This window comes from Chthoniobacter flavus Ellin428 (assembly GCF_000173075.1).
Taxonomy (GTDB): Bacteria; Verrucomicrobiota; Verrucomicrobiia; order Chthoniobacterales; family Chthoniobacteraceae; genus Chthoniobacter; species Chthoniobacter flavus.
Map to the genome: position 1 here is coordinate 1 of NZ_ABVL01000018.1, position 24,349 is coordinate 24,349.

The window sequence follows — 24,349 nt, forward strand, 5'->3', positions numbered from 1 at the left end:
AAACGCAAGCGTCTCTTCACCGTTCCCGATGACTACGGCACGGGCTTGGGCGTCGGTAGAATCGGAGTCGTGGGGGCCGGCGTAGTCAGCGCCGGACTCGCTTTCGGCGTGCCAGGTGACGGACTGCTTTTCGGCGCAGCGGTCGGGGTCGGACTGGCAGCCGGGGTACCAGGCGCGGGCGTCGAGGGGGCTGGCGTGCCCGGAGCCGGAGTGCTCGGTGTGGGCGTCGCGAGTGGCAGCTTGGGTTTGGTCAGGTCCTCCCACTTGAACAACGTCCCGTTGTGTCCGCCAATTTCGTTCAGCAGCTTCTCACAACGCTCGTACCAGTGGTCGAGATTCGGCGCGTCGTATTTTTCCGCGGTGCCCGGAAAGACGATGTAGGTCACCTTCAAATCGCTGACCGGGCGATTCTCCGAAGTCGACTTCGCATTGACCTCCTTGCAAACGCGCAGCGACGCCTCGCCGATGAGGTTGCGCGGACCCGCGTCGCCGACGATCGCGGGATAGAGCGTCTTTTGATAGGCCACGACACAATAGTCGCCGATCGCCGGCGCGAATGCTCCCTTGCTTTTCCCGAAGAGCGATTCGGGCAGGACGATGAAGGGATCATCCGCGCCGATGAGGAAACTGTATTTTTTGAGATCGGACACCTCGGTTCGCAGATCGGCGATCTCCTGTCGCAGCCGCGATGCCAGGCCGACACCGGCGGAGATTTGCGATTCGTAATTTTTGATCTTCAGCTCGCGCGGAGCGACGAACGAGCTGGGGTTCGTGGTCTTGCGCGCCCAGCGATAACTGGTGAAAGGCTGGAAGGTCGGCGACGCGCCGTCCACCTCAGGCACGCGATCGGGATCGGAACCATCGGTGTCGACATCCATATCCGCCTGGATCAAGAGCGCGCGGCGGCTCGTCTTCGCGTCGCGCAACTCGAGGATCGTCTCGCAGTCGAAAAAATTGTGACGCGTGAGCAGATTATCCAGGCGCATGAGGCTGGCCTGCAGGGACGCCACTTTCAGCCGGTAGAGATTGTCGAAACCGGGCGAGACTTTCGCGGTGTCGAGCAAAGCGGGCAGGCCGGGCAGAATTTCCGGGAGCGATTCGTTGAGACGTTTGATCTCTTCGAGATCGTGATGCGGCTTCGGCACCTTCACCTTCACCGTGACCTCGGCGGTGTAGCTGCCGGGTTCATTGCGGTCGCGCGTCGCGGTCGTGCCGTGGTCGGTCTCGAGCGTGACCTTGTACTGCATGCCGTTGAAGATCTTGCCGACCTCCAGCTTTTTGTTCGGCACGTAGGGCGGCGGGGTCGGCGTCGGAGGCGTGGGCTGCGGTGTCGGCGTGGGCGAGCGCGGCGTTACTGGAGGCGGAGTGGACTGCGGCTCTGGAGGCCGTGGGCAGGCCGTGAGCAGGACAAACGTCGCCAGGCCGAGCCCGGTGAATTGTGCGATGCGAGGAACCCTCACGCCCGATTTCGGTTATTTCTTCACCAACGCCATGACCGAGAGCACCAACCCGATGAGGCCGAGCCAGCCTTCGACACCAGCCGGCCACCAACCACCGCCCTTGAAAAATTTCGGTAGGAAACGCCCGGCCAAACCGAGACAAATGATAAGGCCGAGAATCAAGCCCGGCATGATCTGGCCCGACTGGAGCAGCCAGCCCGCCACGAGCAAAAGGATGCCGGAGATGCCACCGGCAATGAGCGAAGGCTTGCTCTTAACGGAGACGAATGCCTGGATCCCACCAATGAGCGTGAGGAGGCCGAAGAGGTAGTAGAAGAGGCGGGTCGGATCGAGCATGGGACGTTGATAAGGGGAAAACATCCAACATCCAACACCCAATGGCGCAAGCGTGGTGCGGGCGATTTTCCTCGATTAGATGTTTTGTCGTTTTATCCCTCTGCCTTCTCCTTTCGCCGTTGGGCGATGAAGAGGCGCAGGACGAAGATCGGGACCAGCGAGGCGATGGTCATGATGATGCACACCAGCCAGCCGGGAATGACGCGGGCGCGATCGCGCTCGACGGCATCCAGCGCGGCGGCAACGACTTCGGTGGCGGGCACCTTGAAGAGCTCGGGCGCAGGCATGCTTTCGCGAGATTGCGCACGCTCCGCGATGTTGAAGAACTCGGTGTTCACCGGCCCGGGGCACAGCGCAGTCACGGAGACGCCGGTGCCGCGCAACTCGCCGCGCAGACCCTCGGAAAAGCTGGTGACGTAGGCCTTGCTCGCCGCGTAGACCGCCATCTTCGGCAGCGGCAACAGGCTGGCGATGGAGCTCACGTTGAGAATCGCTCCGCGGCCGGCGCGGACGAGGTCAGGCAGGATCGCGTGGGTCAATCGGGTGAGCGCCTTGATGTTGACGTCGAGCATTGCCTCGACGCGCTCCCAGTCGCTGTCCTCAAAAAAGCCGTGATCGCCGAGCCCCGCATTGTTGATCAGCAGGCTCACGCGTTCGCCGCTGGCCGCGAGAGCGGCGAGGAGCGCCTCGATCTGCACTTCATCCGCCACGTCGGCCGCATGGCAGTGAATGGTGAGGCCGGGGCGATCGAGTTCTTCCTTGAGTGCCTCCAGCCGCTCCAGCCGCCGCGCGACGAGAATGAGCGAACGCGCATGCGGTGCAAGCTGACGTGCGAATTCCGCGCCGAGCCCCGAGGAAGCCCCCGTAATGAGCGCCGTGCAGCCATGGAAGAAATTCATGCGCGGGAGTGGATGCTGGAAAGATGCGCGTGGCAAGTGACAAGTGGGAGCGGTAGCCGGCCGCAGTGAACCCAGTGCAGACGCCGCTACTGGGTGGGAATGCGCACTACGCCCTCACCCATCATGTTCAGTGATCCCGGCCACAGGACGCTTTCGGCTTGTCAGGACGGTGATGGGCGCGATGACACTGCACGCATGACGGTCCTCAATCTCCGCACCCAGCCGCCTTTCACGACCAAGGATGGCTCGACGATTCGCAGTATTCTCGATCGCGCCAACGCGCCGGTGCAGAACCAAAGTCTCGCCGAAGCCCAAGTGCCGGCAGGTGGAGCGACGCAGCGGCATTACCACAAGCTGTCCGAGGAGTTTTACTTCATCCTCGAAGGGAACGGCGAGATGGAGATCAATGGCGAGAAGCGCACCGTCGGGCCGGGAGATGCGATCCTCATTCCGCCGGGGGCGTGGCACACGATCGTGGCGCGGGAGACGTTGCGGTTTCTGTGCTGCTGCGCGCCGGCTTATGCACATGAGGATACGTACTTTGAATGAGTTGATAGTTGAGGGTTGAGAGTTGAGAGCCACGCACTCGACTGCGGAAAATTCCGACCCAAGAGAACGGGATTCCGCACGGCTGGGTCGAAAGCCACGGAACTACCGGTCGCGGCTCTCAACTCTCAACCATCCACTATCAACTTTCCCCCTACGGCTTCACCGCTGGCACCGGCTTGTTGCTTCGCAAAATCTCCTCTTCGCTGGTCAGTTTCTGCGGTTTGCCGCTGAAGATGAGGCGGCTGGGCTTTTCGCCGAGGGCCTGGGTTACAGCTTTGGCGTGCGTGGAGACGACTTTCAGGTTTTGAAAGACGACGGCAAGTTCCTGCAGACGGGCGTCGAGATTCTTGTCGGTGTGGGTGAGGAGCAGGTTCGCGGAATTCAGCGTGCCTTGGATTTTGACCATCGAGGTTTTCAACTCCTCAAGGTCGCCTTTGAGCGGGCCGTCGGCGTCGGCGATCATTTTGTCGAGACGCTTCACGGCCACGTCGGCGGAATCGGAGGTCACTTTCAAGCCATCCAAAAGCTTGCTCGCGCGCGGGCCGATATCGTTGACGGCGACTTTCACGGAATCGACGGCGTCGCCGGTTTTCGTGAGCAGCGGATTCATGCTCTTGAGCAGATCCTCCGCCGTGGCGAGCAGGTGAGGGAGACTTTCCGCAAGCGGGCCGACCGCCTCAAACAGACCATCCAGTCCGCCACCGGAATGACCTTGCAGAATCGCGCCATTGGCCAGCTTCGGCGCCGTGGGCGTCCCCGCGGAAAGAGCGACGAACTTTTCACTGAGCAATGTCTCAGCCGCCAGCGAAGCGCGCACGTCGGAAGGAATCGGCGGCACGTCCTTGAGCAATGTAATGGTGACACGCACGGCATTCTTCTTTTGCTCCTCGGTCTCCGCAGCCTCGCGCTCGGCGAAGGTGAGCAGGCGGATATTCGTCACCGTGCCGGCGTCCGCCCCCGCGTAGCGGACCTGGGAGTGCAACTTGATACCCGTCACATCCGGATAATCGATCTCCAACGTGCGATCCGAACTTTTGCCGTGCCGCCCGGAGAGCGCGTAGGTCAGGGCCCCGAGCAGGACGAGGCTGCAGAGGATGACCACCAGCGCGACGATGTAGTCGGAGAGATTCTTTTTCATGCGGAGTAGCTGGTGCGGGTGTATCCGGGATGGCCGAGCAACCGCTCGACATAGTCGCCCTTGGAGAGCCGCAACGGCACGGGGCCATCGGGTTCGCCCTTGATGAATTGCTGCACTTCGCCGTGCGGGTTCGCGCGCATTTCCTCCGGCGTGCCCGCGGCAATGATCTTCCCCTGATTCGGCCCGGTGCCGAGCATGATCATCTTCGTGCCGATGCGAAACGCGCTGGTCATGTCGTGCGTCACGACCACGGCGGTGACGCCGAGCTTACGCGTCATCTCCTGGGTGAGGATATCGACCACGCTGGTCATGATCGGATCGAGGCCGGCCGTCGGCTCATCGCTGAAGAGCAGTTCGGGATCGAGCGCCAGCGCCCGCGCGAGGCCGACGCGTTTTTTCATTCCGCCGCTGATTTCCGCGGGCTTCAGATGCTCGAATCCGGTGAGGCCGACCATCTCCAGCTTCATCTTCACCATGAGGTCGACGATGCTCGGGTCGAGCTTCCCGTGCTCGAGAATGGGCAGCGCCACGTTTTCACCGACGGTCATCGATTGCAGCAGTGCGCCGCTTTGAAAGAGCACACCGAAGCGGCGGCGAATGCGCGCCAGTTCCGCTTCTTTCAACCCGGTGATTTCCTGGCCGAAAAGCTTGATCGAACCACTGGTCGGTTTCATCGCACCGATGATGTGGCGGAGCAGCGTGGATTTGCCGCAACCCGAACCGCCCATGATGATCATCGTGTCGCCCCTCATTACCTTGAAGGAGACGCCATTGAGCACCTTGCGGCCGTGAAAATCGCGGACGAGATCCGTGACTTCGATGACCGGTGCGGGATCGTCGCGCGGCGCACTCATGCGAAGAAAAACAGGGCGGTCAGGGTGGCATTGGCGATGAGCATGATGAGCAGCGACCAGACCACCGAGCCCGTGGTCGCCTGCCCCACGCCCTCAGCGCCGCCTTCCACACGCAAGCCCATATGGCAGGCGATGGTGATGATGATCCAGGCAAAGACCACGCTCTTGATGAGCCCGGAATAAAGATCCCACGGCCGCGCGCGTTCGAAGGAGTGCAGGATGTAAGACGCGGTGCTGTAGTCGAGGGCGAAGTGGCAGATCGACCAGCCACCGACCATGCCCACGTAGCTGCCAAAGATGGTCAGCACCGGAAGCATGATCATCATGGCGAGAAACCGCGGCACGATGAGAAAGCGAATGGGATTGATCGCCATCACCTCCAGCGCCTCGATTTCCTCGGAGACCCGCATCGTGCCAAGCTCCGCGGTAACGGCTGAGCCACTGCGCCCGATGACGACGACCGCCACGAGCAGCGGCCCCAACTCGCGCAACAGCGAGAGGATGACCAGGTCCGGCACGAACTGCGACGCGCCCATTTTGCGGAGCTGTCCCGCGGCCTGCATGGCCAGGGTGAGCCCGATACTGAACGAGGTGAGCGAGGCCATCGGCAGCGCACGCACGCCGATGAGGACCATCTGGTGAAAGACCTCGCCGATCTTGAAAAATTGACCGCGCCATGGCGCCAGAAGCGTCCAGTAAAGGATCTGGCCGTTCAGCGCGAGGTAGTCTTTCACACGCCGGGCGCAGCGAGCAGAGCGGCGCGCGCCTCGGCGAGCGTCGGATAAATCGGGAAGAACTCGCTGAGTCGCACGAGGTCGAAAATGGTCCGCACGCGCTCGCTCACATGGGCGAGGCCGAATTTGCCGCCGAAAGGTTGCGCCAGGCGGACGTACTCGATGAGCGTGGCGAGCCCGGAGGAATCGACGTAGGTCACGCCCTGGAAATCGAGCAACAGCGCCGGCGACTTCTTTTTGGCGTAGGCGTGGAGGAGCGTCCGCAAGTCGGGCGAACACGCGAGGTCGATCTCACCATCGATGGCCAGAACTTGCACGCCTTGGTCCGAATGTTCGCGAGTTCGCATGTGAAGCAGTTAGGGTTAGCAGTGCGCAGGAAGAGGCGAAAGGTGAATCTGACGATTCTGACGGTTGGAGTGGGATCGGTCGGAGGGATGCGCTCCTGCGCGTTCCCTATTTCACGGGTTAGGCGGAAGGAAGAGTGGGAACGCGCGGGGAGCGCGTCCCTCCGTGTACTTCCGCCTAAACCTGAGCCGGCTCCGCGGCGGGCGCGGGGTCGACCCACTTGCCGTGTTCGCGGATGAGATCTTGCAGCCGGTCGACCGCCTCGACTTCGGGGATGTTGAACTTCACCGGCTTCTTTCCCACGTAGAGGTTCACCTTGCCGGGCGCGCCCCCGACGTAACCGAAATCCGCGTCAGCCATTTCGCCCGGGCCATTCACGATGCAGCCCATGATGGCGATCTTCACGCCCTTGAGGTGCGAGGTCGCGGCCTTGATGCGCGCGGTCGTGGTCTGCAGGTTGAAAAGAGTGCGGCCGCAGCTCGGGCAGGCGACGTAATCGGTCTTGAAGATGCGCGACCCGGCGGCTTGCAGGATGTTGTAAGCGAGGCGCAGGGATTGGCCCGGCGCGTGTTCGCCCTGCACAAGCACGGCGTCGCCGATGCCATCGCAGAGCAGCGAGCCGATGCGCTTCGCGGCGGTGAGCAGCGTGTCGAGGAAAGGCGCATTCGGGTCGGCACTCGGGGCGAGTGTGTCCTTCAGCAAAATGGGGTGCCGCTCCTCGAGACGCGCGGCGAGCAGGCGATAGGCAGCGATGACCGGCACATCGAGGCCATCCGCAATCGTCACGACGACGGGATCCTGGGAAGCATTGACCTTCGCCACGGCAGATTCATCGAGCGGGTCGACCGCAACTACTCCGGATTTCTCCAGCACGAGCTCCGGCTTGTAATCGCCGAGCCGATCAATCTTGTGCGCGAGCGCATCCCATTTCTCCTGCGAGGTGAAGACGCGCATGGTCTCTTCGCCACCGAGGGCGATGCCATTGACCTCCACTCGCGCGGTCTCGCGACGGTGATAGGAAAACGGATCGTAGGAAAGCGGCACATCGGGGAACTCCGGCCCCTCTCCTGCCCCGCGCGCATTGAACGGCGCGACCATGGCCTGCGCCACGGGAATCTCGTGTACGCTATCCTCGGTGAGCGAAACGCGAATGGTATCGCCGATGCCATCGTTGAGCAGCGAGCCGATGCCGATGGCCGACTTGATGCGACCGTCCTCGCCATCGCCCGCTTCGGTCACGCCGAGATGGATGGGATAGGACCAGGAATGCGGAGTTCGGAATTCGGAATTCGGACTCGGCTCCGCACCACCTCCCTTATTCGGCATTCCGCCTTCCACATTCCGCATTTCTCCCTCGGCGTTCCCCAATTCATCGAGGCGCGCGACCAACAGTCGATACGCTTCGATCATCACCTTCGGATTGCTCGCCTTCATCGAGAAGACGAACGCGTGATAGTCGAGTTCGCGGGCGATGCGAGCAAACTCCAGCGCGCTCTCCACCATGCCCAGCGGTGAGTCGCCGTAGCGGTTCATGATGCGATCGCTGAGCGAGCCGTGATTCGTGCCGATGCGCATGGCGCGGCCATGCTCCTTGCAAAACTGGACCAGCGGGCTGAAGCGTTCGCGAATGCGGTCGAGCTCCGCAGCGTATTCGGTGTCGGTGTATTCCTTCACCGCAAATTTCTTCGAGTCCGCGTAGTTGCCCGGGTTCACGCGCACTTTTTCCACCCACTTGGCCGCTTCCATCGCCGCCTCGGGTTTGAAATGGATATCCGCGACGATCGGCACCTCGCAGCCCTGGGCGCGCAGTCCGGCCACGATGTGCTGCAAATTGGCCGCGTCCTTCACCGTCGGCGCGGTGATGCGCACGATCTCACAACCGACCGCCACGAGGTCGAGCGTCTGCTGAATCGACGCTGCGGTGTCCATCGTGTCGCAGGTGATCATCGACTGCACGCGGATGGGATTGGCCCCACCGATGCCGACATTCCCCGCGCGCACCTCGCGCGTCGCGCGGCGGGAATAGCGATAGGGATTCAGGCAGTAGCTGGAATGAGTGGACTCGGTCATGCGGAAGATCACTTTGGCCCAAATCTGCTTTTCCAACAAGGAAACTGCGCACCCCGACCCCGAGACGGCGCTGCTACCGGCTCGGAGGAACGCGCGCGAGCGCGTCCGTTACTTCGCCTCTTCGCCGACCTTCTGGAAATGCAGCGTCGGGCGTTTGCCGCCGACGAATGGCAGATCCTGCACGTCGAAGAACAGAATGAGAATCATGAACCCGACGATGAGCACGGTGAAGGTCGCTTGTACGTATTCCCAAATACGTGGGTTCATGGGCTTGCGACGGATAGCCTCCAAAATGGCCAGGGTGATGTGGCTGCCATCCAAAGGCGGAATCGGCAACAGGTTGAGGAGGGCGAGGTTGACGTTGAGTACTACACTAAACCAGATCGCCATCCGGATGCCTTCAGGACTGGAAAGCATGTGATAATAGGCGTTCATCATCATCACCGGCCCACCCATGTGTTGCACACTGATACTGGATTTGCGGGAGATTACCCCATCGAGTGTATTGACGATGGCCATGAAGCTGAGGCGCACCTGTTCGAGGGGCTTGGGATGGACCAGGCTGGAAATGCCCATGTTATCGAACATCACCCCGTCGGTGTTGTCCGGGACAATGCCGATCTTGCCCAGTTTCTTCATGCCGTCCGGGAGACCGAGCGGGACTTGCGGCGTAACCTTGATCTCCTGCGCCTTGCCGTCGCGCTGCACCTGCAGGGCCACGGTCTTGTCCGCATGCGCGCCGATGTAGTCGATGAACTCGAAGACCGAATTCATCTCCTTGCCATCCGCGCTCAAAACGACGTCATCCTTTTGCAGGCCAGCCGCCGCGGCGGGCGTTTCTTTTTCGACGGCGACGATGAGTATGCCCTTCGGATCGAAGTCCAGCGGCATGCTCTTCCGGGGCCGCTTGGCGATCGACTCATCCGCCGGGCCTTCCGGCCGTTCCACAGTCAGGTGGAAAGGACCGACCGGATGATCCTTGATGTAATCGTAGATGCCATCCGGGCTGTAGAGTTTCTGGCCGTTGATCGCGGTGATGATGTCGTCCTTTTGCAGCCCGGCCTTGGCGCCGGCCGAATCCGGCTTCACCTTCGCGACGACGGAGCTGGTCGACGGCCCGATGCCGATGCTGCGGAGATTCGAACGGTTCCACCAGTGGGCCTTTTGCGCAGTCTCCGGCGTGACGGCGATGGTCTTCTTCTCCGTCTTGCCGTTTTCCTCACGCTCGACGACCACATTGATGGTGCTGTTTTCGCTCCGGACGATGCTCCACTGGATGCTGTCCGAGGACATTCCATTGAAGCGGGTCACGGGATGACCATCCACGGCGATAATTTTGTCGCCGACCATCAGCCCAGCCGCTTGCGCGGGCATGTCTTCACCGACAATACCAATCACCGTCGTGCTTTCAGCCTCGCTCAGCGGCCTGCCTGCCTGCCAAACGATGATCGCAAAGGTGACCGCGAGCAAGAAGCTGAAGAGTGGTCCCGCAAAAGCCACGATGATCTTATCCAACGCGGAGATCGGCGGAAGCTGGTCTTGCGGGGTCTCTGACTCGCCTTCGAAACCTTCCATCGAGGCAAGCTGCGGCAGGGCGACGAAACCACCGAAAGGAATGGACCCGAGACTGTATTCCACCCCATTGACCTTCTTTTTCCAGAGTGGTTTGCCAAACCAAACACCAAATTTCTCGATCTTCAGCCCCCGCCAGCGGGCCGTCAGGAAGTGCCCCAGTTCATGCACGATGATCATCAGGTTAAAGATGACCAACACCTCGATGATGATGCGAACGACTTTGAGGATATGGAGAATGATCATAGAGGAAAATAAACCACGGACTGCAGTAGGGACACGTCTGGAAAACGGGCGTTCATTCGGCGTGCTTCACTGCTTTCCGTGGTCAAAAAAGAAGCTCAGTCGCGCGGGAGCGCGCCCAAGCATCCGCTGCCAAGATAGCATCCAAGTCCGCGCCTGCAATGGAACGGTGCTGGCGCATCACTTGTTCCACAGTCTGCCAGATGGCCGTAAAGCCACAGTGTTTTCGGAGGAAAGCAGCCACCGCCACCTCGTTGGCGGCATTGAGCACGGCGGGCAGGGTGCCGCCGGTCTCGCCGGCCCAGCGGGCGAGATTCAGGGCCGGGAAATCGTCGAGCCGTGGGGCTTCGAATTCCAGCTTGGCCAGCTTGGCGAAATCGAGGGATTTCAGAGTATTCGGCACGCGTTCCGGCCAGGTGACGGCGTATTGAATGGGGAAGCACATGTCCGTGGTCGAAAGCTGGGCGAGCACGGAGCTATCGATGAACTCGACCATCGAATGGACGATCGATTGCGGGTGCACGATCACTTCGACGCGGGCCATTTCCACGTCGAAAAGCCAGCGGGCCTCGATCATTTCCAGGCCCTTGTTGAAGAGCGTGGCGGAATCGATGGTGATCTTCGCGCCCATGTTCCAGGTGGGGTGCTTGAGCGCCTGATCGGGCGTGACCCCGGCGAGGCTGGCCACCGGCCACTTGCGGAACGGGCCGCCGCTGGCGGTGAGAATGAGGCGCCGCACGTCGGACGAGAGCGACCGCGAAGTTCGGAGCTCGGAGTTCGGAGTTCGGGAAGCCTCTTTCACCCGATCTTCCATCTCCGATCTCCCATCTCCGATCTGCGATCTCCCATCGAGGCACTGGAAGATGGCGTTGTGCTCGCTGTCCACGGGCAGCACTTTCACGCCCTTGCGTTTCGCCGCACCCATGACGGCTTCGCCGGCCATGACGAGGATTTCCTTGCTGGCCACGGCGATGTCCTTGCCCGCCTCGATGGCGGCGAGCGCGGGACGCAGGCCGCCGGTGCCGACGATGGCGATGAGCACGAGATCGGCCTCGGGCATCGTGGCCAGCTCGACCAGGCGATCCACTCCATCCGGGCCGGAGGAAATGGCGAGTCTGGCTCCGGGGAACTCCTGGCCGGCCGCGCGCAGCTTTTCCTCATTGGAATGCGCGGACATGCCGACGATTTCCATCCGCTCCGGGATGTCGCGGGCGACTTTCCGGGCGCTTTCGCCGATCGAGCCGGTGGCTCCTAAAATGACGACACGGCGTTTTCTCATGACACGTTGAGCACGAACCGCAGATAGAAGAAGAGGAGCGGCGCGGTGAAAAGAATCGAGTCGATGAGATCGAGCGCGCCACCGATACCCGGCAGGAGATGGCCCGAATCCTTCACGTCGCAGCTGCGCTTGATGATCGATTCACCGAGGTCGCCGATGATCGCGGCGAGGCCCAGACCGAGGCCGAGGAAGATCGCATCCCGCTGGTGGAAATAGGAGAGCGTGTGTTTGGGCATCCACGCCACCATCGCGCACGCACCACCGGTGGAAAAGGCGAGCGCCCCCACAAACCCTTCCCAGGTTTTCTTCGGGGAGATGTGGGGGACCATGAGGTGTTTGCCAACGAGCGATCCGGTGACGTAAGCGCCCATGTCGCTGAATTTCGTCACCAGGATGAGAAATAGCACGTAAAAATGACCGGTGACGTGGCCGGCCGCATCGCGTGGCAGGATGTAAACGATCTTCGTCACGAAAGTGAACATCCAGGTGACGTAAAAGAGGCCGAAGAGCGTATACGCCATGGTGTCGAGCGGCGAAATGTCGCGCGTGCGCTGGAACATCTGGCGGGCGAAGACCACGAGCAAAAAGAAGAGCAGCGTGGCGACCTCGAAGTCGTAGGAATGCAGCGGTCCGATCTGGCTGAAGTAGTAGAAGCTCCCGATGAGGAAGATGCCGCCGCAGATCAGACCGATGATCTTGAAGTTCGGCAGCTTCTTGTGATCGAGCATCGTGTAGTATTCCCACAGCCCGACCATCGCGAGGCTGCCAATGAGGAAGTCGAAGCCGAGTTCGTACCCGGAAAGGATGATCCACAGGGCGACTGTCCAAAGCACCACCGTCGAGCCGAAGCGGCGAAGAAAAACGAGGCTGTTTGGCGTCATGTGGGAAGGCACAGGCAGCGTGCCGGGCGGGGAGAATCGGCAGGCGCTCCCTGCTTGGCAAGCTTGGTCTGAAGGAGGGTGGATTTTCTAAGGCGACGGAGGGCCACGAAAAGGCGCAAAAATGAGGCGTCGCAGGGTCTGAGCAGGGAGCGCGCCCTACCCGTGGTATCATCCTCAGCGGAGCTTTCTTTTGGAATACGCTGCCGCGCGATCCCCCCCCCCCGCCAACAACTCCCTGGCCTTGCTCCAAAAGAAAGTTCCACTACCGTCCGCCGGGAAAATCGCCATGAATTGAGTGTTGAGACCGTGCTCGACGGCGACCACACTGCGATGGAACCTTCAACCCGCACTACTATGGAAATCGTCAAACAACTTTCCGTCTTTCTCGCCAACAAGCCCGGCATGCTCGCGGATGTCTGCAATGAACTGGCCAAAGCGGACATCAACATTTTCGCCCTCACGATTTCCGATACCGCCGACCATTCCGTGGTCCGCATGGTGGTCAGCGACCCGGAGAAGGCGCTGGCTATTTTCGAGGAGCGCGGCGTGCTCACCGTGGGCAGCAAGGTGCTCGCCATCGAGAACAACAACAAGCCGGGCATGTTGGCCAAGATTTCCGCGCGCCTGGCCAAGGCGAAGATCAACATCGAATACGCCTATCTCGCCACGAGTCCCGGCGCGAAGAAGGGGTTGCTCATCATGCGGGTGGATGACACCAAACACGCGCTGAAGGTGCTGAAGAAGGACTAGCGCTGCCGGCTCGGGAGATCATGTCGCAATCTCAAGTCTGGCGGGGCCTGCCTTACCCTCTCGGCGCCACGGTGATGGATCAGGGCGTGAATTTCGCGCTCTTTTCCGAAAACGCCACCGGCGTGGATTTGTGCCTCTTTGACAGCGCCGATGCGCCGCAGGAAACCGCGCGCATTCGCATGACCGAACACACCGACCAGGTGTGGCATTGTTTCCTGCCCGACATCAAAGCCGGGCAGCACTACGGCTACCGTGTCTACGGGCCCTACGAGCCGAAGGAAGGACACCGCTTTAATCCGGCGAAACTACTCATCGATCCGTATGCCAGGGCCATCGCCGGCGAAGTGGAATGGAGTGACGAGATGTTCGGCTACAAGGTGGGTCCGGGGAAGGATGCTGACCTTGTGATCGACCCGCGCGACGACGCCTTTGGCATTCCGAAGTGCGTCGTCGTCGACAACCGCTTCGACTGGGGCGGCGACCACCAACTCGCCACGCCGCTGCATCGTTCGGTCATCTACGAGGCGCACGTGAAGGGCTTCTCGAAGCTCTGCCCGCACATTCCCGAGAAACTCCGCGGCACCTACGCGGCGCTCGGGACGGATTTCGCCATCGACTACTTCAAGAAGCTCGGCGTCAACGCGGTGGAGTTGTTGCCGGTGCACCATTTCATTCACGACGATTTTCTCCAAAAGAAGGGACTGACGAACTACTGGGGCTACAATTCCATCGGCTACTTCGCCCCGCACGCTGCCTACGCCAGCGGCGGCGTGAACGGCCAGCAGGTCACCGAGTTCAAGCAGATGGTGAAGAACCTGCACGCAGCGAATATCGAGGTCATTCTCGATGTGGTCTACAACCACACCGCGGAAGGAAATCAGCTCGGCCCGACGCTGTGTTTCCGCGGTGTGGACAATGCCGCCTATTACCGTCTCCTGCCGGACAACAAGCGGTTCCACATGGACTACACCGGCTGTGGCAACACGCTAAACATGATGCACCCGCGCGTGCTGCAGCTCATCATGGATTCGCTGCGCTACTGGGTGCTGGAGATGCACGTGGACGGCTTCCGCTTTGACCTCGCGGCCACGCTGGCGCGCGAGTTGCACGAAGTCAGCCGGCTCTCGGCCTTCTTCGATATCATCCACCAGGACCCGATCCTCTCGCAGGTGAAGCTCATCGCTGAACCGTGGGACGTGGGCGAGGGCGGATATCAGGTGGGCAATTTCCCGGTGCTCTGGGCGGAATGGAACGGCAAGTATCGCGACAATATTCGCGGCTACTGGAAGGGCGACGAGCACATCTCGGAATTTGCCTATCGCATCACCGGCAGTTCCGATCTCTACCAACGCGATGGCAAGCGCCCCTACGCGAGCATCAACTTCGTCGTCGCCCACGATGGCTTTACGCTGCACGATCTCGTCAGCTACAACGACAAGCACAACGAGGCCAACGGCGAAGGCAACCGCGACGGCGACAATCACGGCCGCTCCTGGAACTGCGGCGTCGAGGGTCCGACGGAGGACGAAAAGATCAATACCCTGCGCCGACGGCAGCAGCGCAATTTCCTCGCCACGCTTTTCCTCTCCCAAGGCGTGCCCATGCTCTGCGGCGGCGACGAATACGGCCGCACGCAGAAGGGCAACAACAACGCCTATTGCCAGGATAACGAGCTGAACTGGCTCTCGTGGGAGCGCACGGACTGGGAGCAGCGGCAGGAGGAATTCACCGCGAAGCTCATCCATTTCCGTCACGCGCATCCCATCTTCCGGCGGCCGAAGTTTTTCCAGGGGCGCAAGATTCGTGGCATGGAGGCGAAGGACCTGTTGTGGTTCAACGCCGACGGCAGCGAGATGACCGAGGAGCATTGGAACCGCAGCTTCATCCGCTGCATCGGCGTGGTGCTGGTGGGTTTCGCCGAGGACATTCGCGATTACTACGGCAAGCCGGTGCACGACGATACCTTCATGTTGCTTTTCAATTCGCACCACGAGGCCGTCGACTTCGTCATACCGGGCCGGGAGAAAGTGGTGTGGGAACGCATCATCGATACCGCGGATGAAGCGGGCTTCGTCGCGCAACCAACGACGCATCCCTCCGGCGACGAGCTGCCGCTGGAGCCACGCTCGATGTCCGTCTTCAAACTCACCGCCGGCTCGCAAGAGCACGCCCGCACCCCCTCGTGGAAATTGCGCCCACCGGTGAAGCCGCCGACGAAGGCGGGGTAATTTTAAAACGCAGATTCGACGCTTTGGGAGAGCCGAGCTTGCGAGATGCCCGCGGAAACATGGGGCAACTCCGTGGTGCCGTGGGGACAAACGCGGAGGCGCAGAGGTCGCAGAGGAGGTGCGAATGTGCGCTCCGTGGTTTCCTCCTATTCCTCCTATATCTCCTATTTCTTCATAGGAAGTATAGAACGGATAGGAGCGATAGGATGTCGCTCCGCTCAAAATGAGCGCGCGGTTTCGCTACCACCCCTCTCTGCGGCCCTCCGCGCTGCGCCCTCTGCGTTAAAGTAAAGCCGTCGTAGCATTTCAAGTTTCGCCGTCACATCGCCACGCATTTCCGCTCGCCTAGCCCGACACCTTTCAGCTTCCCTCCCGCATGCGAAAAACCAAAATCATTTGCACCCTGGGGCCGGCCACCGAGTCGGCGGAAGTCTTGCACGCGATGATCCATGCCGGAGCGAATATTTTCCGGCTGAACATGAGCCATGCCCCGCACGATTGGGTGCGCGTGATCGTGCCGCGGATCCGCGCCATCGCCAAGGAACTCGGCGTGATGGTGGGCATCCTCATGGACACCCAAGGCCCGGCCATCCGCACCGGTGATCTGCCGACGAAGCTCGATCTCAAGGTCGGCGACATTTTTGAGTTCACCGTGCGCGGCACGCAGAGCCGAGGAACACTACTCGGTACCCGGTGAATTACGACGGGCTCATCGACGATATCTCCGTGGGCGACGTCGTGCTCGTGGACAATGGTAACATCCACATGAAGGTGCTCAACAAAAAGGGCAACCGGATCCGTTGCGAAGTGCTCACCTCCGGGACCATGGGCTCACGACGCCATATCAATCTGCCCGGCGTAAAAGTGAATCTGCCGCCGCTCACCGAGAAGGATCTCGCGGATGTCGCCGTCGGCGCCGAAATGCAAGTGGACTACGTCGCCCTCAGCTTTTGCCGTGAGCCGAGCGACGTGGAAGAACTGCGTCGCGTCCTGCGCTCGCACGACAGCACCGCGCGCATCGTGGCCAAGATCGAGGATCAGCTCGCGGTGAAGAACATCAACGAGATCATCGAGACGACCGATGTGGTAATGGTCGCGCGCGGCGACCTCGGCATCGAATGCCCAATGGAGGATCTGCCGATCATCCAGCGCAAGATCGTCAAGCGCTGCCTGATGAAAGGCGTCCCGGTCATCGTGGCCACGCACATGCTCGAGTCAATGATCGCGAATCCCGTGCCCACGCGCGCGGAGATTACCGACGTGGCCAACGCCGTTTTCGAACAGGCCGACGCCATCATGCTCAGCGGCGAAACGACCGTGGGCAAATACCCGGTGAAGTGCGTCGAAGTAATGCACAAGGTGGCGACCCGCATCGAGCGCAGCGGCGGCGCCGGTTACGGCGAGGAGGCGATGCTCGAGGACGATCGGCAAAAGACCGTGCGCTCCGCGGTGTCGCTGGCCAATTCCCTGCCCGACTCCAAGCTCGTCGTCTTCACCCGTCGCGGCACGATGGCGGATTACGTTTCCAATCTGCGCCCGAACGCACCTATCTACGCCTTCGCGCCGAACTACGAGGTCTGCCGCAAGCTGATCGTCAACTGGGGCACGTATCCGCACTATCTACCCTTTGACGCGAACCCTGGCCGCACCATCGGCTCCGCGATCCAAACGCTGGTCGAAGCGAAGCTCACGAAAAAAGGCGACCACCTCGTGATCGTCAGCGACATGCTCGCCGGCGAAGAGCGCTTCGATACGATCCAGGTGCGCGTGGTCGGGTAGGGATTCCGGGGCATTTCTTAATCTTAATCCTAATCTTAATCTTACTCCTGCCGGTCGGGATTAAGATTAAGATCAAGATTAAGATTAAGAGGCCCACCGCCTCCTTCGTCCCACCACCAACTAAAAGGGCGCACTCTTTCGAGTGCGCCCTTTGTGGGAATTGTTTTCGTTTAATCGTCGAAGTCCATATCACCGCCGGTGACATGCGCCGGCAGGAGGTGGTCGATCGGCTTCTCCTTCTTCTGCAGCGCACGGCGCAGCTTCATGAGCGCGATGTTCTGCAGTTGGCGGATGCGTTCCCGCGTCACGCCGAATTTCTTGCCGACTTCCTCGAGCGTCTTGGCTTTGCCGCCGTCGAGGCCGAAGCGCGAGAAGATGATTTTCTTTTCGCGTTCATCGAGCACCTCGAGCAGGTCGCCCACTTCGTCGCGCAGATTTTTGTCGCGCAGACGTTCGAAGGGCGTGAGCGCTTCCAGGTCGCCAACGATCTCGCCGAATTCCGTCGAGTCGTCGTCGCTGATCGGCGCATCCAGCGAGGCTGGGCGGATGGACACAGTCTTGAGCTGCGAGATTTTGCCGGACGAAAGCCCGACTTCTTCCGCCAACTCGTCGTCGGTGGGCTCGCGGCCGAGCTCTTCGCTCATCTGCAAGGCCACACGGCGCATCTTGGAAATTTTGTCCACAAGATGCACGGGCAGGCGGATCGTCTTGCTCTGGTTCGCGAGCGCGCGCTTGATGGACTGTTTGATCCACCACGCGGCGTAGGTCGAAAGTTTGCCACCTTTGGCCGGGTCAAAACGCTCCACCGCCTTCATCAGGCCGATGTTGCCCTCGGAAATGAGGTCGAGCAGCGGGAGACCGAGGTTCGCGTAATCATGCGCGATTTTCACGACCAAACGCAGGTTGGACCGAATCATGAGCGAACGCGCCGCCTTGTCGCCTTTCTTGATCTTGGCAGCGAGTTCAATCTCTTGCTCCGGCGTGAGAAGCGGAATTTGCCCGATCTCGCGCAGGTAGATCTTGATTCCCGAATCGGAATCTTCGCCGGATTTGTAGTTCATTTTGGGTGCCTCTGGCTTTCTAGCAGGATGTATGCGTCGTTAAACTGTAACGTCTGAGAGTGCGTTTCCGGTTGTAGGTGGGTGTTGGGCGGCGCTGATGTAGTGTCGTTGTATGGACAATGGCTTCGGATCGCCGGGGTTTCAAGGAAATTTGTTTATCTCAGAGGGTCAGTAGTCAATGTTGTTAAGTATCACGGTCTCTGACAGACTTTATTAGCGGATGTTCAAACCTTTTTGCGTCCTCTTGCGACCCAGCTACTTTAGCCCGTCCACTGGCCTGCAAGGTTGACTTCCCAGCGGGGGAAATGGAGCTGTCAACGGTTGCCGTGATTTGGCCAGAACAGTGAAGATAGATTAGTTTTATATTCGCGTCAACTGAAAGGTTAACGACCCGAACAAACAAACACCACGGAGGGTTGCGCTCCCGCGCGTCCCCAATCTAACAGGGCGTGCTGAAATTTATTTCTCGGCACATCGTTCTCAGAGACTGTGAAATAAATAAACCGCCTCCCCCGCGTGTCATTCTGAGCGGAGTGCCCCGATGGGCGAAGGCGGCGGGGCACGTAGTCGAAGAACCCCGTCGCATTACCAGAGATCATCGCTGGTTATTCCACGGGGTTCTTCGACTGCGCTCCGGTCGTTACACTCCCTCCACTCCGCTCAAAATGACAATGCGGGGGAGCGCATCTCTCCCGAATCTCAAGCCCGCACTAGCCATCGCCGCGCTTCTTTGTCACGCTGCGCCCCGTGCTGGCCAAAGTTTATTCTGCTGCTGTGTATGGTGTGGACGCCTTCGAGGTGGAAATCGAAGTCAACGGCGCCAGCGGCAATGGCGTCATCGTCGTCGTCGGTCTGCCCGACGTCGCCGTCAAGGAGAGCAAGGACCGCGTCACCACCGCCATCCAGAACAGCGGCTATCGCTGGCCGCGTGGACGCACCACCATCAATCTCGCGCCGGCCGACGTAAAAAAAGAAGGCCCCAGCTTCGACCTCCCCATCGCCCTCGCCATGGTCGCCGTCGGCGCCGAGATGGAACTCCTCAACGCCGAGCAATACTGCTTCGTCGGCGAACTCGCTCTCACCGGTCAGGTGCGTCCGGTCAAAGGAGTGCTCCCCGTAGCGCTGGAGGCCCGTCGCGCCGGACGCCGCGCCATCGTCGTGCCCATCGAAAATGCCCGCGAAGCCGCCATGGTCGACGGCATCGAAGTCTACGGCGTGCACAACCTGCGCGAGGCCTTCGAATTCCTCACTGGCGAAAGAACGCTCACGCCGATCCGCGAGGACGTCACCCAGTTCTTCGCCCAGCATCAAAACTACGATGTCGACTTCGCCGACGTCCGCGGCCAGCACCACGTCAAGCGCGCCATCGAGGTCGCAGTCGCCGGCAACCACAACGCACTATTTATCGGTCCCCCGGGCTCCGGCAAATCGATGATCGCCAAGCGCATCCCGACGATCATCCCGCCGATGACCCTCGAGGAAGCCATCGAGTCGACCAAGATTCACAGCATCTGCGGCCTGCTCCTCGATCCCACCCAATCGTTCGTCGCCACCCGCCCCTTCCGTTCCCCGCACCACACCATCTCCGACATCGCCCTCATCGGCGGCGGCGCCACCCCGACGCCCGGCGAAATCAGCGTCGCCCACAACGGCGTCCTCTTCCTCGACGAACTCCCCGAGTTCCGCCGCCAGACCCTCGAGGTGCTTCGACAGCCTCTGGAAGACGCGCGGGTTACGATCAGCCGGGCCACCGGCTCCCTCACTTTCCCTGCGGACTTCATGCTCATCGCCGCGATGAATCCCTGCAAATGCGGCTACTTCAGCGACCCGAAACGCGAATGCCGCTGCAGTCCCAATGACGTCCAGCGCTACCGCGACCGCATCTCCGGCCCCCTGCTCGACCGCATCGACATCCATGTCGAAGTCCCCGCCGTCCAGTATCAGGACATCTCCAGCAAAACCCCCGGCGAATCCTCCGCCTCCATCCGCGAACGCATCATCAAAGCCCGCGACATCCAGCGCGAGCGCTTCGCCCAAAACGGCAACGGCAAGAGCAAGGTCCGCTGCAACGCCCGCATGTCCGCCCAACTCCTCAAGCGCCACTGCACCCTCGAGGAAGCCGCCGAAGGCATGATGAAGATGGCCATGACCGAACTCAACTTCAGCGCACGAGCCTACGACCGAATCCTCAAAGTCGCCCGCACCATCGCCGACCTCGCTGACAGCGAAAACATCCTCGCAGAACACGTCGGAGAAGCGATCCAGTATCGCACCCTCGATCGCAATCTCTGGGCGTAAAATTCAAAGGTCTCAAGAATTCTTGGCTCGCCGCTGTTTCAAGTGGGTGGCTTACGATCTGGTGAACTGCGACAGGATGATGCTGTTTCCTCGTGCCCAAGCTCCAGCTTGGGTACGCACTTGTCTGCGAAGCTCCAGCTTCGGCGGTGAACTGCGACGCGATGATGCTGGTGGTGAAATTCAAGGCAGTGAGCGCGAAGCGCCCGAAAAAAGCCTGTCATCCTGAGCGTAGAGAAGGAGCCTAAGCGACTGAACAGAGTCGAAGGACCTCCAATATCCCGGGCGCAGGTGGTGGAAAACTCCGGTCGCTTAATATACGGTCACGCAAATCAAGAAAGCTCCGCGCGAAAACCCACGGGAATTGCTCGCCCATTTACCTGCCGCCACTTGTCCCGGACGCCGCCGCCTCGGAGGTCCTTCGACTCCGCCCATGCTTCCCCGCTTCGCTCAGGATGACAAAGAGGGTGGTTGGAGCGCTTCGCGCTCACTGCCGTGATTTCACCGCGCGCGGACGTCAGACCGTAGGCTACCAAGTCCCGATAGCGAAGAGCCTGGTTTCTTCGCCCATGCCCTCCGCGTTTCCGCGCCGGTAGCAGCGTCGTAAGACGTAAGCAGATCAGCGATGGGGCTGCGGTTGCTGCGCGAGTTTCTTTTCCAGTTGCTGCTTCCACTTCGCCACCAACTCTGCCGAGGCCGGCGTGAACTTAATGTCCGTTTTGGGGAGGTCCGCCTTCAACTTCGCGAGATCGGCGTCGACCAGCCCGACGTTGTTCATCGTCAGCTTTTGCAAGTTCGGCAGCGCCTTCAGGAGCTTGAGCCCACCGTCATAGGTCAAAACGGTGTCGTTGATCTGCAGTTCCTTGAGCGCCTTCAACGTCGCCACCGTCTGCAGCGAGGCGTCGGTAATCCGGGGCGTCATTTGCGGGCTGAACATGAGCGTTTCGAGCGCGGGATGATTCGCCAGCGCCGCGAGCCCCGCATCGGTCACTTGATCGTGATTCAGGCCCAACTTCGTCAACTGGCGCAGGCTGGCCAGCGCCTTCATGCCCGCGTCGCCAAAGCCCGTTCCACCGATGGAAACAATCGCCAGCACAGGATGATTTGCCAGGGCATCCGCGCCGACGCCCTTGATACCCAGCGCATGGGAAATGCCGAGTTGCTTCAGCGTTTTGATCTGGCTCAGCGTCTTAAAGACGGCCTCCGTCACGGAAGTGCCGTCGAGCCCAAGGCCTTCCAGCGGCAGCCGGGCCAGACGCGCCACCGCGGCATCATCGATGCCCTTGCCATTCGCCGAGATATAGTTCGGCTTCAGCGTTTCGATTTCCTTCCAGGCATCTTCGGTCAAAGGCGCATCCGTCTTGAAGGAGAGATACGGTTCCTTGAACTGCCAGCTTTTGCCAAACTTCGCGCCGATCTGCGTCAGCGCCGGGCCGAGCGGCGCATCGGCGGCATGAGTCGCGGTGGCGATGCAGAAGACGGCGGTGAACAGGAGGGTGAGCGGAGCGATTTTCATTTCGGTTTTATGGGGGAAATAGTTCAAAGCTTGGCGCCGTAGGCGACCGCCTCGATGGGCTGATCGCACTTGTGCGCATCGGCCCAATCGACGGCGTTCATCGAACGTAAAAGGCGGCCGCGCCACGAGGTGCCGACAAATACGCCGCCGCCAAAGGTCGCAAACGTGGGCGCATTCTTGTTCGGGGCCCGCTTCCAGTCTTTGCCGTCCGCGGAGAAATAAGTCGCGCCCGCGCCCACGGCGACAAACTGGTTGCCGGTGAAGACGATGGAATTCAAGTGCTCGCCTTCATTGCCGCGCAGCGGGTCGGTCCACGTCTTGCCGTCGTTGCTGGTGCGCCGCAACCCATTCAACCCCACACCGACAAACACGCCATTGCCGAAGGTCACATCGACCAGGGTATCGATCGGCTTGGTCCCGGTCGTATCCGTCCACGTCGTGGCATCCGCGGACGACGCGAGGCGCCCGCGGTCGCCCACCCCGACCCAGATCCCCTTCCCAAACGCCAGCCGACGCAAAATGAACTTCCCATCGATCGGCACGTTGTCGTCCCACGCGGCGCCGTCCTTGGAAACGGCGACGAACGGCTTGCCCACGCCGACGGTCGTGGGATCGCCACCCGCCGCGAGGAAGATGCCGTTGCCAAACGCGATGCCCCGGAAATAATGCGAATACTTCGCGTCCCGCTTCCCCGTGTCCCACTTCGCGCCATCGGCGGAAGACGCCATGATGTTTTCCCCGCCAAAAGTCCCCACGACAGCGAAGCGCCCATTGCCAAACGCCGCGGCGCGATACACTTCTCCGTCCTTGCCCAACGTGGGCTTCTCCCACGTGAGACCGTCTTTCGACAGAATGCGGGCGCCCTGATGACCTACGGCGAGGAACATAAGCAGCGCAGATCAGGCGAGGCCGGGCAGGCGCCCGTTGTAGCGCGCCGTCTTGGCCGTTTTGCTGTCGCCGAACTCGTCCGCCTTCGAGCCCATGCGCTGGATCATCTCGAGATAGAGATTGGCCACCGGCGTGTCTTTCTCGAAGGCGAGATGGCGGCCCGTCTTGATCGTTCCTTGAGCCTTCCCCGCGAGCAGGCAGGGGTAGTCCTTTCTGCCATGACCGCCGTCCGCCATGTAGCTGGTGAAAAGGAGCATCGAGTTGTCCAGCAGCGAAACGCCGCCGTCATCGATGCTCTTCATCTTCCGAATCATGTCGGCAAAGAGCGAGGTGTACCATTCATGAATCTGGCGGCAGGCTTCGCGGGAAATGGGATCCGCAAGATCGGGCCGCGCGGCGTTGCCCTGGTGCTCCAGGGTGTGGCAGTGCCGCTCGTATCCGACCGTGACCACGCCCGGGAAATACGCGCCGTCGCTGCCCACGGCAAACGTGCAAACCCGCGTCGTATCCGTCTGGAAGGCCAGGATCATCAGATCGGAGAGGAGCCGGATGTAATCCGCGTGGCGCTCCGGATCCGACATCATGGGGCGATCGTCTTTCCACACGGTCGCGTCCGCGGGTAGATTTTTCGGAAGCACGAGACCGCTTTTGGCGATTCCCATGTCCTTCGAATCCGATGTCTGCTGGCGGTTCATCTGCGCCACGCGCACTTCCACGGCGCGCACGCTTTCCATGTATTCGTCCAGCCGCTGCTGATCGCCGCTGCCCAGTTTCCCGCGCAGGCTCTTGGATTCATCCAGCACGAGATCGAGGACGCTCTGATCCAGCGAAGGGCCGGCGGGGGCCGCCACCGTGGGCTTCGCCACCGCGACACTGGCTCTCGCCCCAGCACGCGCCCAGACCGGCGTCTCCGGCTGCCGGCCACGGAACATGCGATCGAAAATCAAACGCGGATTCGCCTCGTAAGGGATGGGCTGATCCGGCGCGGAGAACGAGTATTTGGTCTCTCCTTTGCCCAGCCCCATTTCCAGCGACGGCAGGAACGTTTCCTTCCCGGCGATCTGCGCCGCGGCCTGGTCCACGGAAACGCTCGCGGTGATCTTACCCCCCTCTTCCTTGACCACGTCCGACGCCGTGAGATGCAGCGTGGCCGCATGCGTGTGACCGTTGAATTTGCCCTCGGCTTTGCCGTTCTGCGAGAGACCGGTCAGGACGAGAATATCGTTCTTGGCAAACTCCAGCGGACGCAGGATGGACGGCAGCGTGGTGAGCGCGCCTTCGGCCGCCGGTTTCCACGATTCGAGAACCGTCCCGCCGGTCACGGTGAAGATGCCCATGCGGAGCGGAGGCCGTCCGGCCAGCGCCGCGCGCGCGGCTCTGGGGAGCAGTGACTCGAGGAAGGGTAGCGCCATGCAGGCGCCGGTGCCGCGGAGGAAGGAACGTCGATTCATAAGCGTGAGGGAAAGAATGGA

The 24,349-nt window shown here is 61.0% G+C and carries 19 protein-coding genes and 1 pseudogene; 5 read left to right on the forward strand and 15 right to left on the reverse strand.

The window, feature by feature from the left end:
- Nucleotides 1-32 precede the first annotated feature (32 nt).
- From CFE428DRAFT_RS23425 to CFE428DRAFT_RS23435, 3 genes are all read right to left on the reverse strand, one after another.
- On the reverse strand, nt 33-1,460 hold the full coding sequence (locus CFE428DRAFT_RS23425) for a glycoside hydrolase family 75 protein (RefSeq protein WP_006982144.1): 1,428 nt from the start codon (nt 1,458-1,460) through the stop codon (nt 33-35).
- 12 nt (nt 1,461-1,472) lie between these two features.
- Complete coding sequence (locus CFE428DRAFT_RS23430) at nt 1,473-1,796, reverse strand: TMEM14 family protein (RefSeq protein WP_042725646.1); 324 nt, start codon at nt 1,794-1,796, stop codon at nt 1,473-1,475.
- A gap of 92 nt (nt 1,797-1,888) precedes the next feature.
- On the reverse strand, nt 1,889-2,695 hold the full coding sequence (locus CFE428DRAFT_RS23435; RefSeq protein ID WP_006982146.1) for an SDR family NAD(P)-dependent oxidoreductase: 807 nt from the start codon (nt 2,693-2,695) through the stop codon (nt 1,889-1,891).
- 195 nt (nt 2,696-2,890) lie between these two features.
- Between CFE428DRAFT_RS23435 and CFE428DRAFT_RS23440 the strand changes: the two genes are divergently transcribed.
- Nucleotides 2,891-3,244, forward strand: a complete 354-nt coding sequence (locus tag CFE428DRAFT_RS23440) for a cupin domain-containing protein (RefSeq protein ID WP_006982147.1) — start codon at nt 2,891-2,893, stop codon at nt 3,242-3,244.
- A 151-nt stretch (nt 3,245-3,395) separates the two neighbouring features.
- On the opposite strand, the gene CFE428DRAFT_RS23445 is transcribed toward CFE428DRAFT_RS23440, so the two are convergent.
- The 8 genes from CFE428DRAFT_RS23445 to CFE428DRAFT_RS34340 all read right to left on the reverse strand — a co-directional run bounded on the left by CFE428DRAFT_RS23445 (nt 3,396) and on the right by CFE428DRAFT_RS34340 (nt 12,360).
- Nucleotides 3,396-4,382, reverse strand: coding sequence for an MlaD family protein (locus CFE428DRAFT_RS23445; RefSeq protein WP_006982148.1), 987 nt, complete (start codon nt 4,380-4,382; stop codon nt 3,396-3,398).
- The gene (locus tag CFE428DRAFT_RS23450; protein WP_006982149.1) at nt 4,379-5,236 is read right to left on the reverse strand and encodes an ABC transporter ATP-binding protein; all 858 of its coding nucleotides are present in this window, start codon (nt 5,234-5,236) and stop codon (nt 4,379-4,381) included. The genes CFE428DRAFT_RS23445 and CFE428DRAFT_RS23450 overlap by 4 nt, the downstream gene beginning before the upstream one ends.
- Complete coding sequence (locus CFE428DRAFT_RS23455) at nt 5,233-5,970, reverse strand: MlaE family ABC transporter permease (protein ID WP_006982150.1); 738 nt, start codon at nt 5,968-5,970, stop codon at nt 5,233-5,235. The genes CFE428DRAFT_RS23450 and CFE428DRAFT_RS23455 overlap by 4 nt, the downstream gene beginning before the upstream one ends.
- Nucleotides 5,967-6,317 carry an STAS domain-containing protein gene (locus CFE428DRAFT_RS37695; protein ID WP_006982151.1) on the reverse strand — a complete coding sequence of 117 codons (351 nt, stop codon included), beginning with the start codon at nt 6,315-6,317 and terminating at the stop codon, nt 5,967-5,969. The genes CFE428DRAFT_RS23455 and CFE428DRAFT_RS37695 overlap by 4 nt, the downstream gene beginning before the upstream one ends.
- A gap of 175 nt (nt 6,318-6,492) precedes the next feature.
- Nucleotides 6,493-8,385 (reverse strand): (E)-4-hydroxy-3-methylbut-2-enyl-diphosphate synthase, encoded by a 1,893-nt coding sequence (gene ispG, locus CFE428DRAFT_RS23465; protein WP_042725663.1) that lies wholly within the window; start codon nt 8,383-8,385, stop codon nt 6,493-6,495.
- A gap of 108 nt (nt 8,386-8,493) precedes the next feature.
- Nucleotides 8,494-10,203 (reverse strand): site-2 protease family protein, encoded by a 1,710-nt coding sequence (locus CFE428DRAFT_RS34335; RefSeq protein ID WP_006982153.1) that lies wholly within the window; start codon nt 10,201-10,203, stop codon nt 8,494-8,496.
- 82 nt (nt 10,204-10,285) lie between these two features.
- On the reverse strand, nt 10,286-11,479 hold the full coding sequence (gene dxr / locus CFE428DRAFT_RS23475) for a 1-deoxy-D-xylulose-5-phosphate reductoisomerase (protein WP_006982154.1): 1,194 nt from the start codon (nt 11,477-11,479) through the stop codon (nt 10,286-10,288).
- Complete coding sequence (locus CFE428DRAFT_RS34340; RefSeq protein ID WP_006982155.1) at nt 11,476-12,360, reverse strand: phosphatidate cytidylyltransferase; 885 nt, start codon at nt 12,358-12,360, stop codon at nt 11,476-11,478. Before CFE428DRAFT_RS34340 ends, dxr begins: the two co-directional genes overlap by 4 nt.
- A gap of 354 nt (nt 12,361-12,714) precedes the next feature.
- On the opposite strand from CFE428DRAFT_RS34340, the gene CFE428DRAFT_RS23485 reads away from it, so the two are divergent.
- The 3 genes and pseudogenes from CFE428DRAFT_RS23485 to pyk all read left to right on the forward strand — a co-directional run bounded on the left by CFE428DRAFT_RS23485 (nt 12,715) and on the right by pyk (nt 17,117).
- The gene (locus CFE428DRAFT_RS23485) at nt 12,715-13,110 is read left to right on the forward strand and encodes an ACT domain-containing protein (RefSeq protein WP_006982156.1); all 396 of its coding nucleotides are present in this window, start codon (nt 12,715-12,717) and stop codon (nt 13,108-13,110) included.
- A gap of 20 nt (nt 13,111-13,130) precedes the next feature.
- Nucleotides 13,131-15,338 (forward strand): glycogen debranching protein GlgX, encoded by a 2,208-nt coding sequence (gene glgX, locus CFE428DRAFT_RS23490; RefSeq protein WP_006982157.1) that lies wholly within the window; start codon nt 13,131-13,133, stop codon nt 15,336-15,338.
- Nucleotides 15,339-15,714: 376 nt separating this feature from the next.
- Nucleotides 15,715-17,117 (forward strand): annotated as a pseudogene (pyk, locus tag CFE428DRAFT_RS23495) (pyruvate kinase).
- Nucleotides 17,118-17,287: 170 nt separating this feature from the next.
- On the opposite strand, the gene CFE428DRAFT_RS23500 reads toward pyk, so the two are convergent.
- Nucleotides 17,288-18,178: a sigma-70 family RNA polymerase sigma factor gene (locus tag CFE428DRAFT_RS23500; RefSeq protein ID WP_006982160.1), complete on the reverse strand. Its 891-nt coding sequence runs from the start codon at nt 18,176-18,178 to the stop codon at nt 17,288-17,290.
- Nucleotides 18,179-18,925: 747 nt separating this feature from the next.
- Here CFE428DRAFT_RS23500 and CFE428DRAFT_RS23505 point away from each other — a divergent pair.
- On the forward strand, nt 18,926-20,476 hold the full coding sequence (locus CFE428DRAFT_RS23505; RefSeq protein WP_006982161.1) for a YifB family Mg chelatase-like AAA ATPase: 1,551 nt from the start codon (nt 18,926-18,928) through the stop codon (nt 20,474-20,476).
- A gap of 616 nt (nt 20,477-21,092) precedes the next feature.
- Here the strand turns inward: CFE428DRAFT_RS23505 and CFE428DRAFT_RS23510 are convergent.
- From CFE428DRAFT_RS23510 to CFE428DRAFT_RS23520, 3 genes are read right to left on the reverse strand one after another with little or no spacing between them, the layout of a single operon-like run.
- The gene (locus tag CFE428DRAFT_RS23510) at nt 21,093-21,989 is read right to left on the reverse strand and encodes a leucine-rich repeat domain-containing protein (protein ID WP_006982162.1); all 897 of its coding nucleotides are present in this window, start codon (nt 21,987-21,989) and stop codon (nt 21,093-21,095) included.
- 23 nt (nt 21,990-22,012) lie between these two features.
- A complete protein-coding gene (locus CFE428DRAFT_RS23515) occupies nt 22,013-22,876 on the reverse strand; it encodes a sialidase family protein (protein ID WP_006982163.1) in 864 nt (287 codons plus the stop codon).
- Between the two features lie 12 nt (nt 22,877-22,888).
- Nucleotides 22,889-24,328 (reverse strand): DUF1552 domain-containing protein, encoded by a 1,440-nt coding sequence (locus tag CFE428DRAFT_RS23520; protein ID WP_006982164.1) that lies wholly within the window; start codon nt 24,326-24,328, stop codon nt 22,889-22,891.
- Nucleotides 24,329-24,349 lie beyond the last annotated feature (21 nt).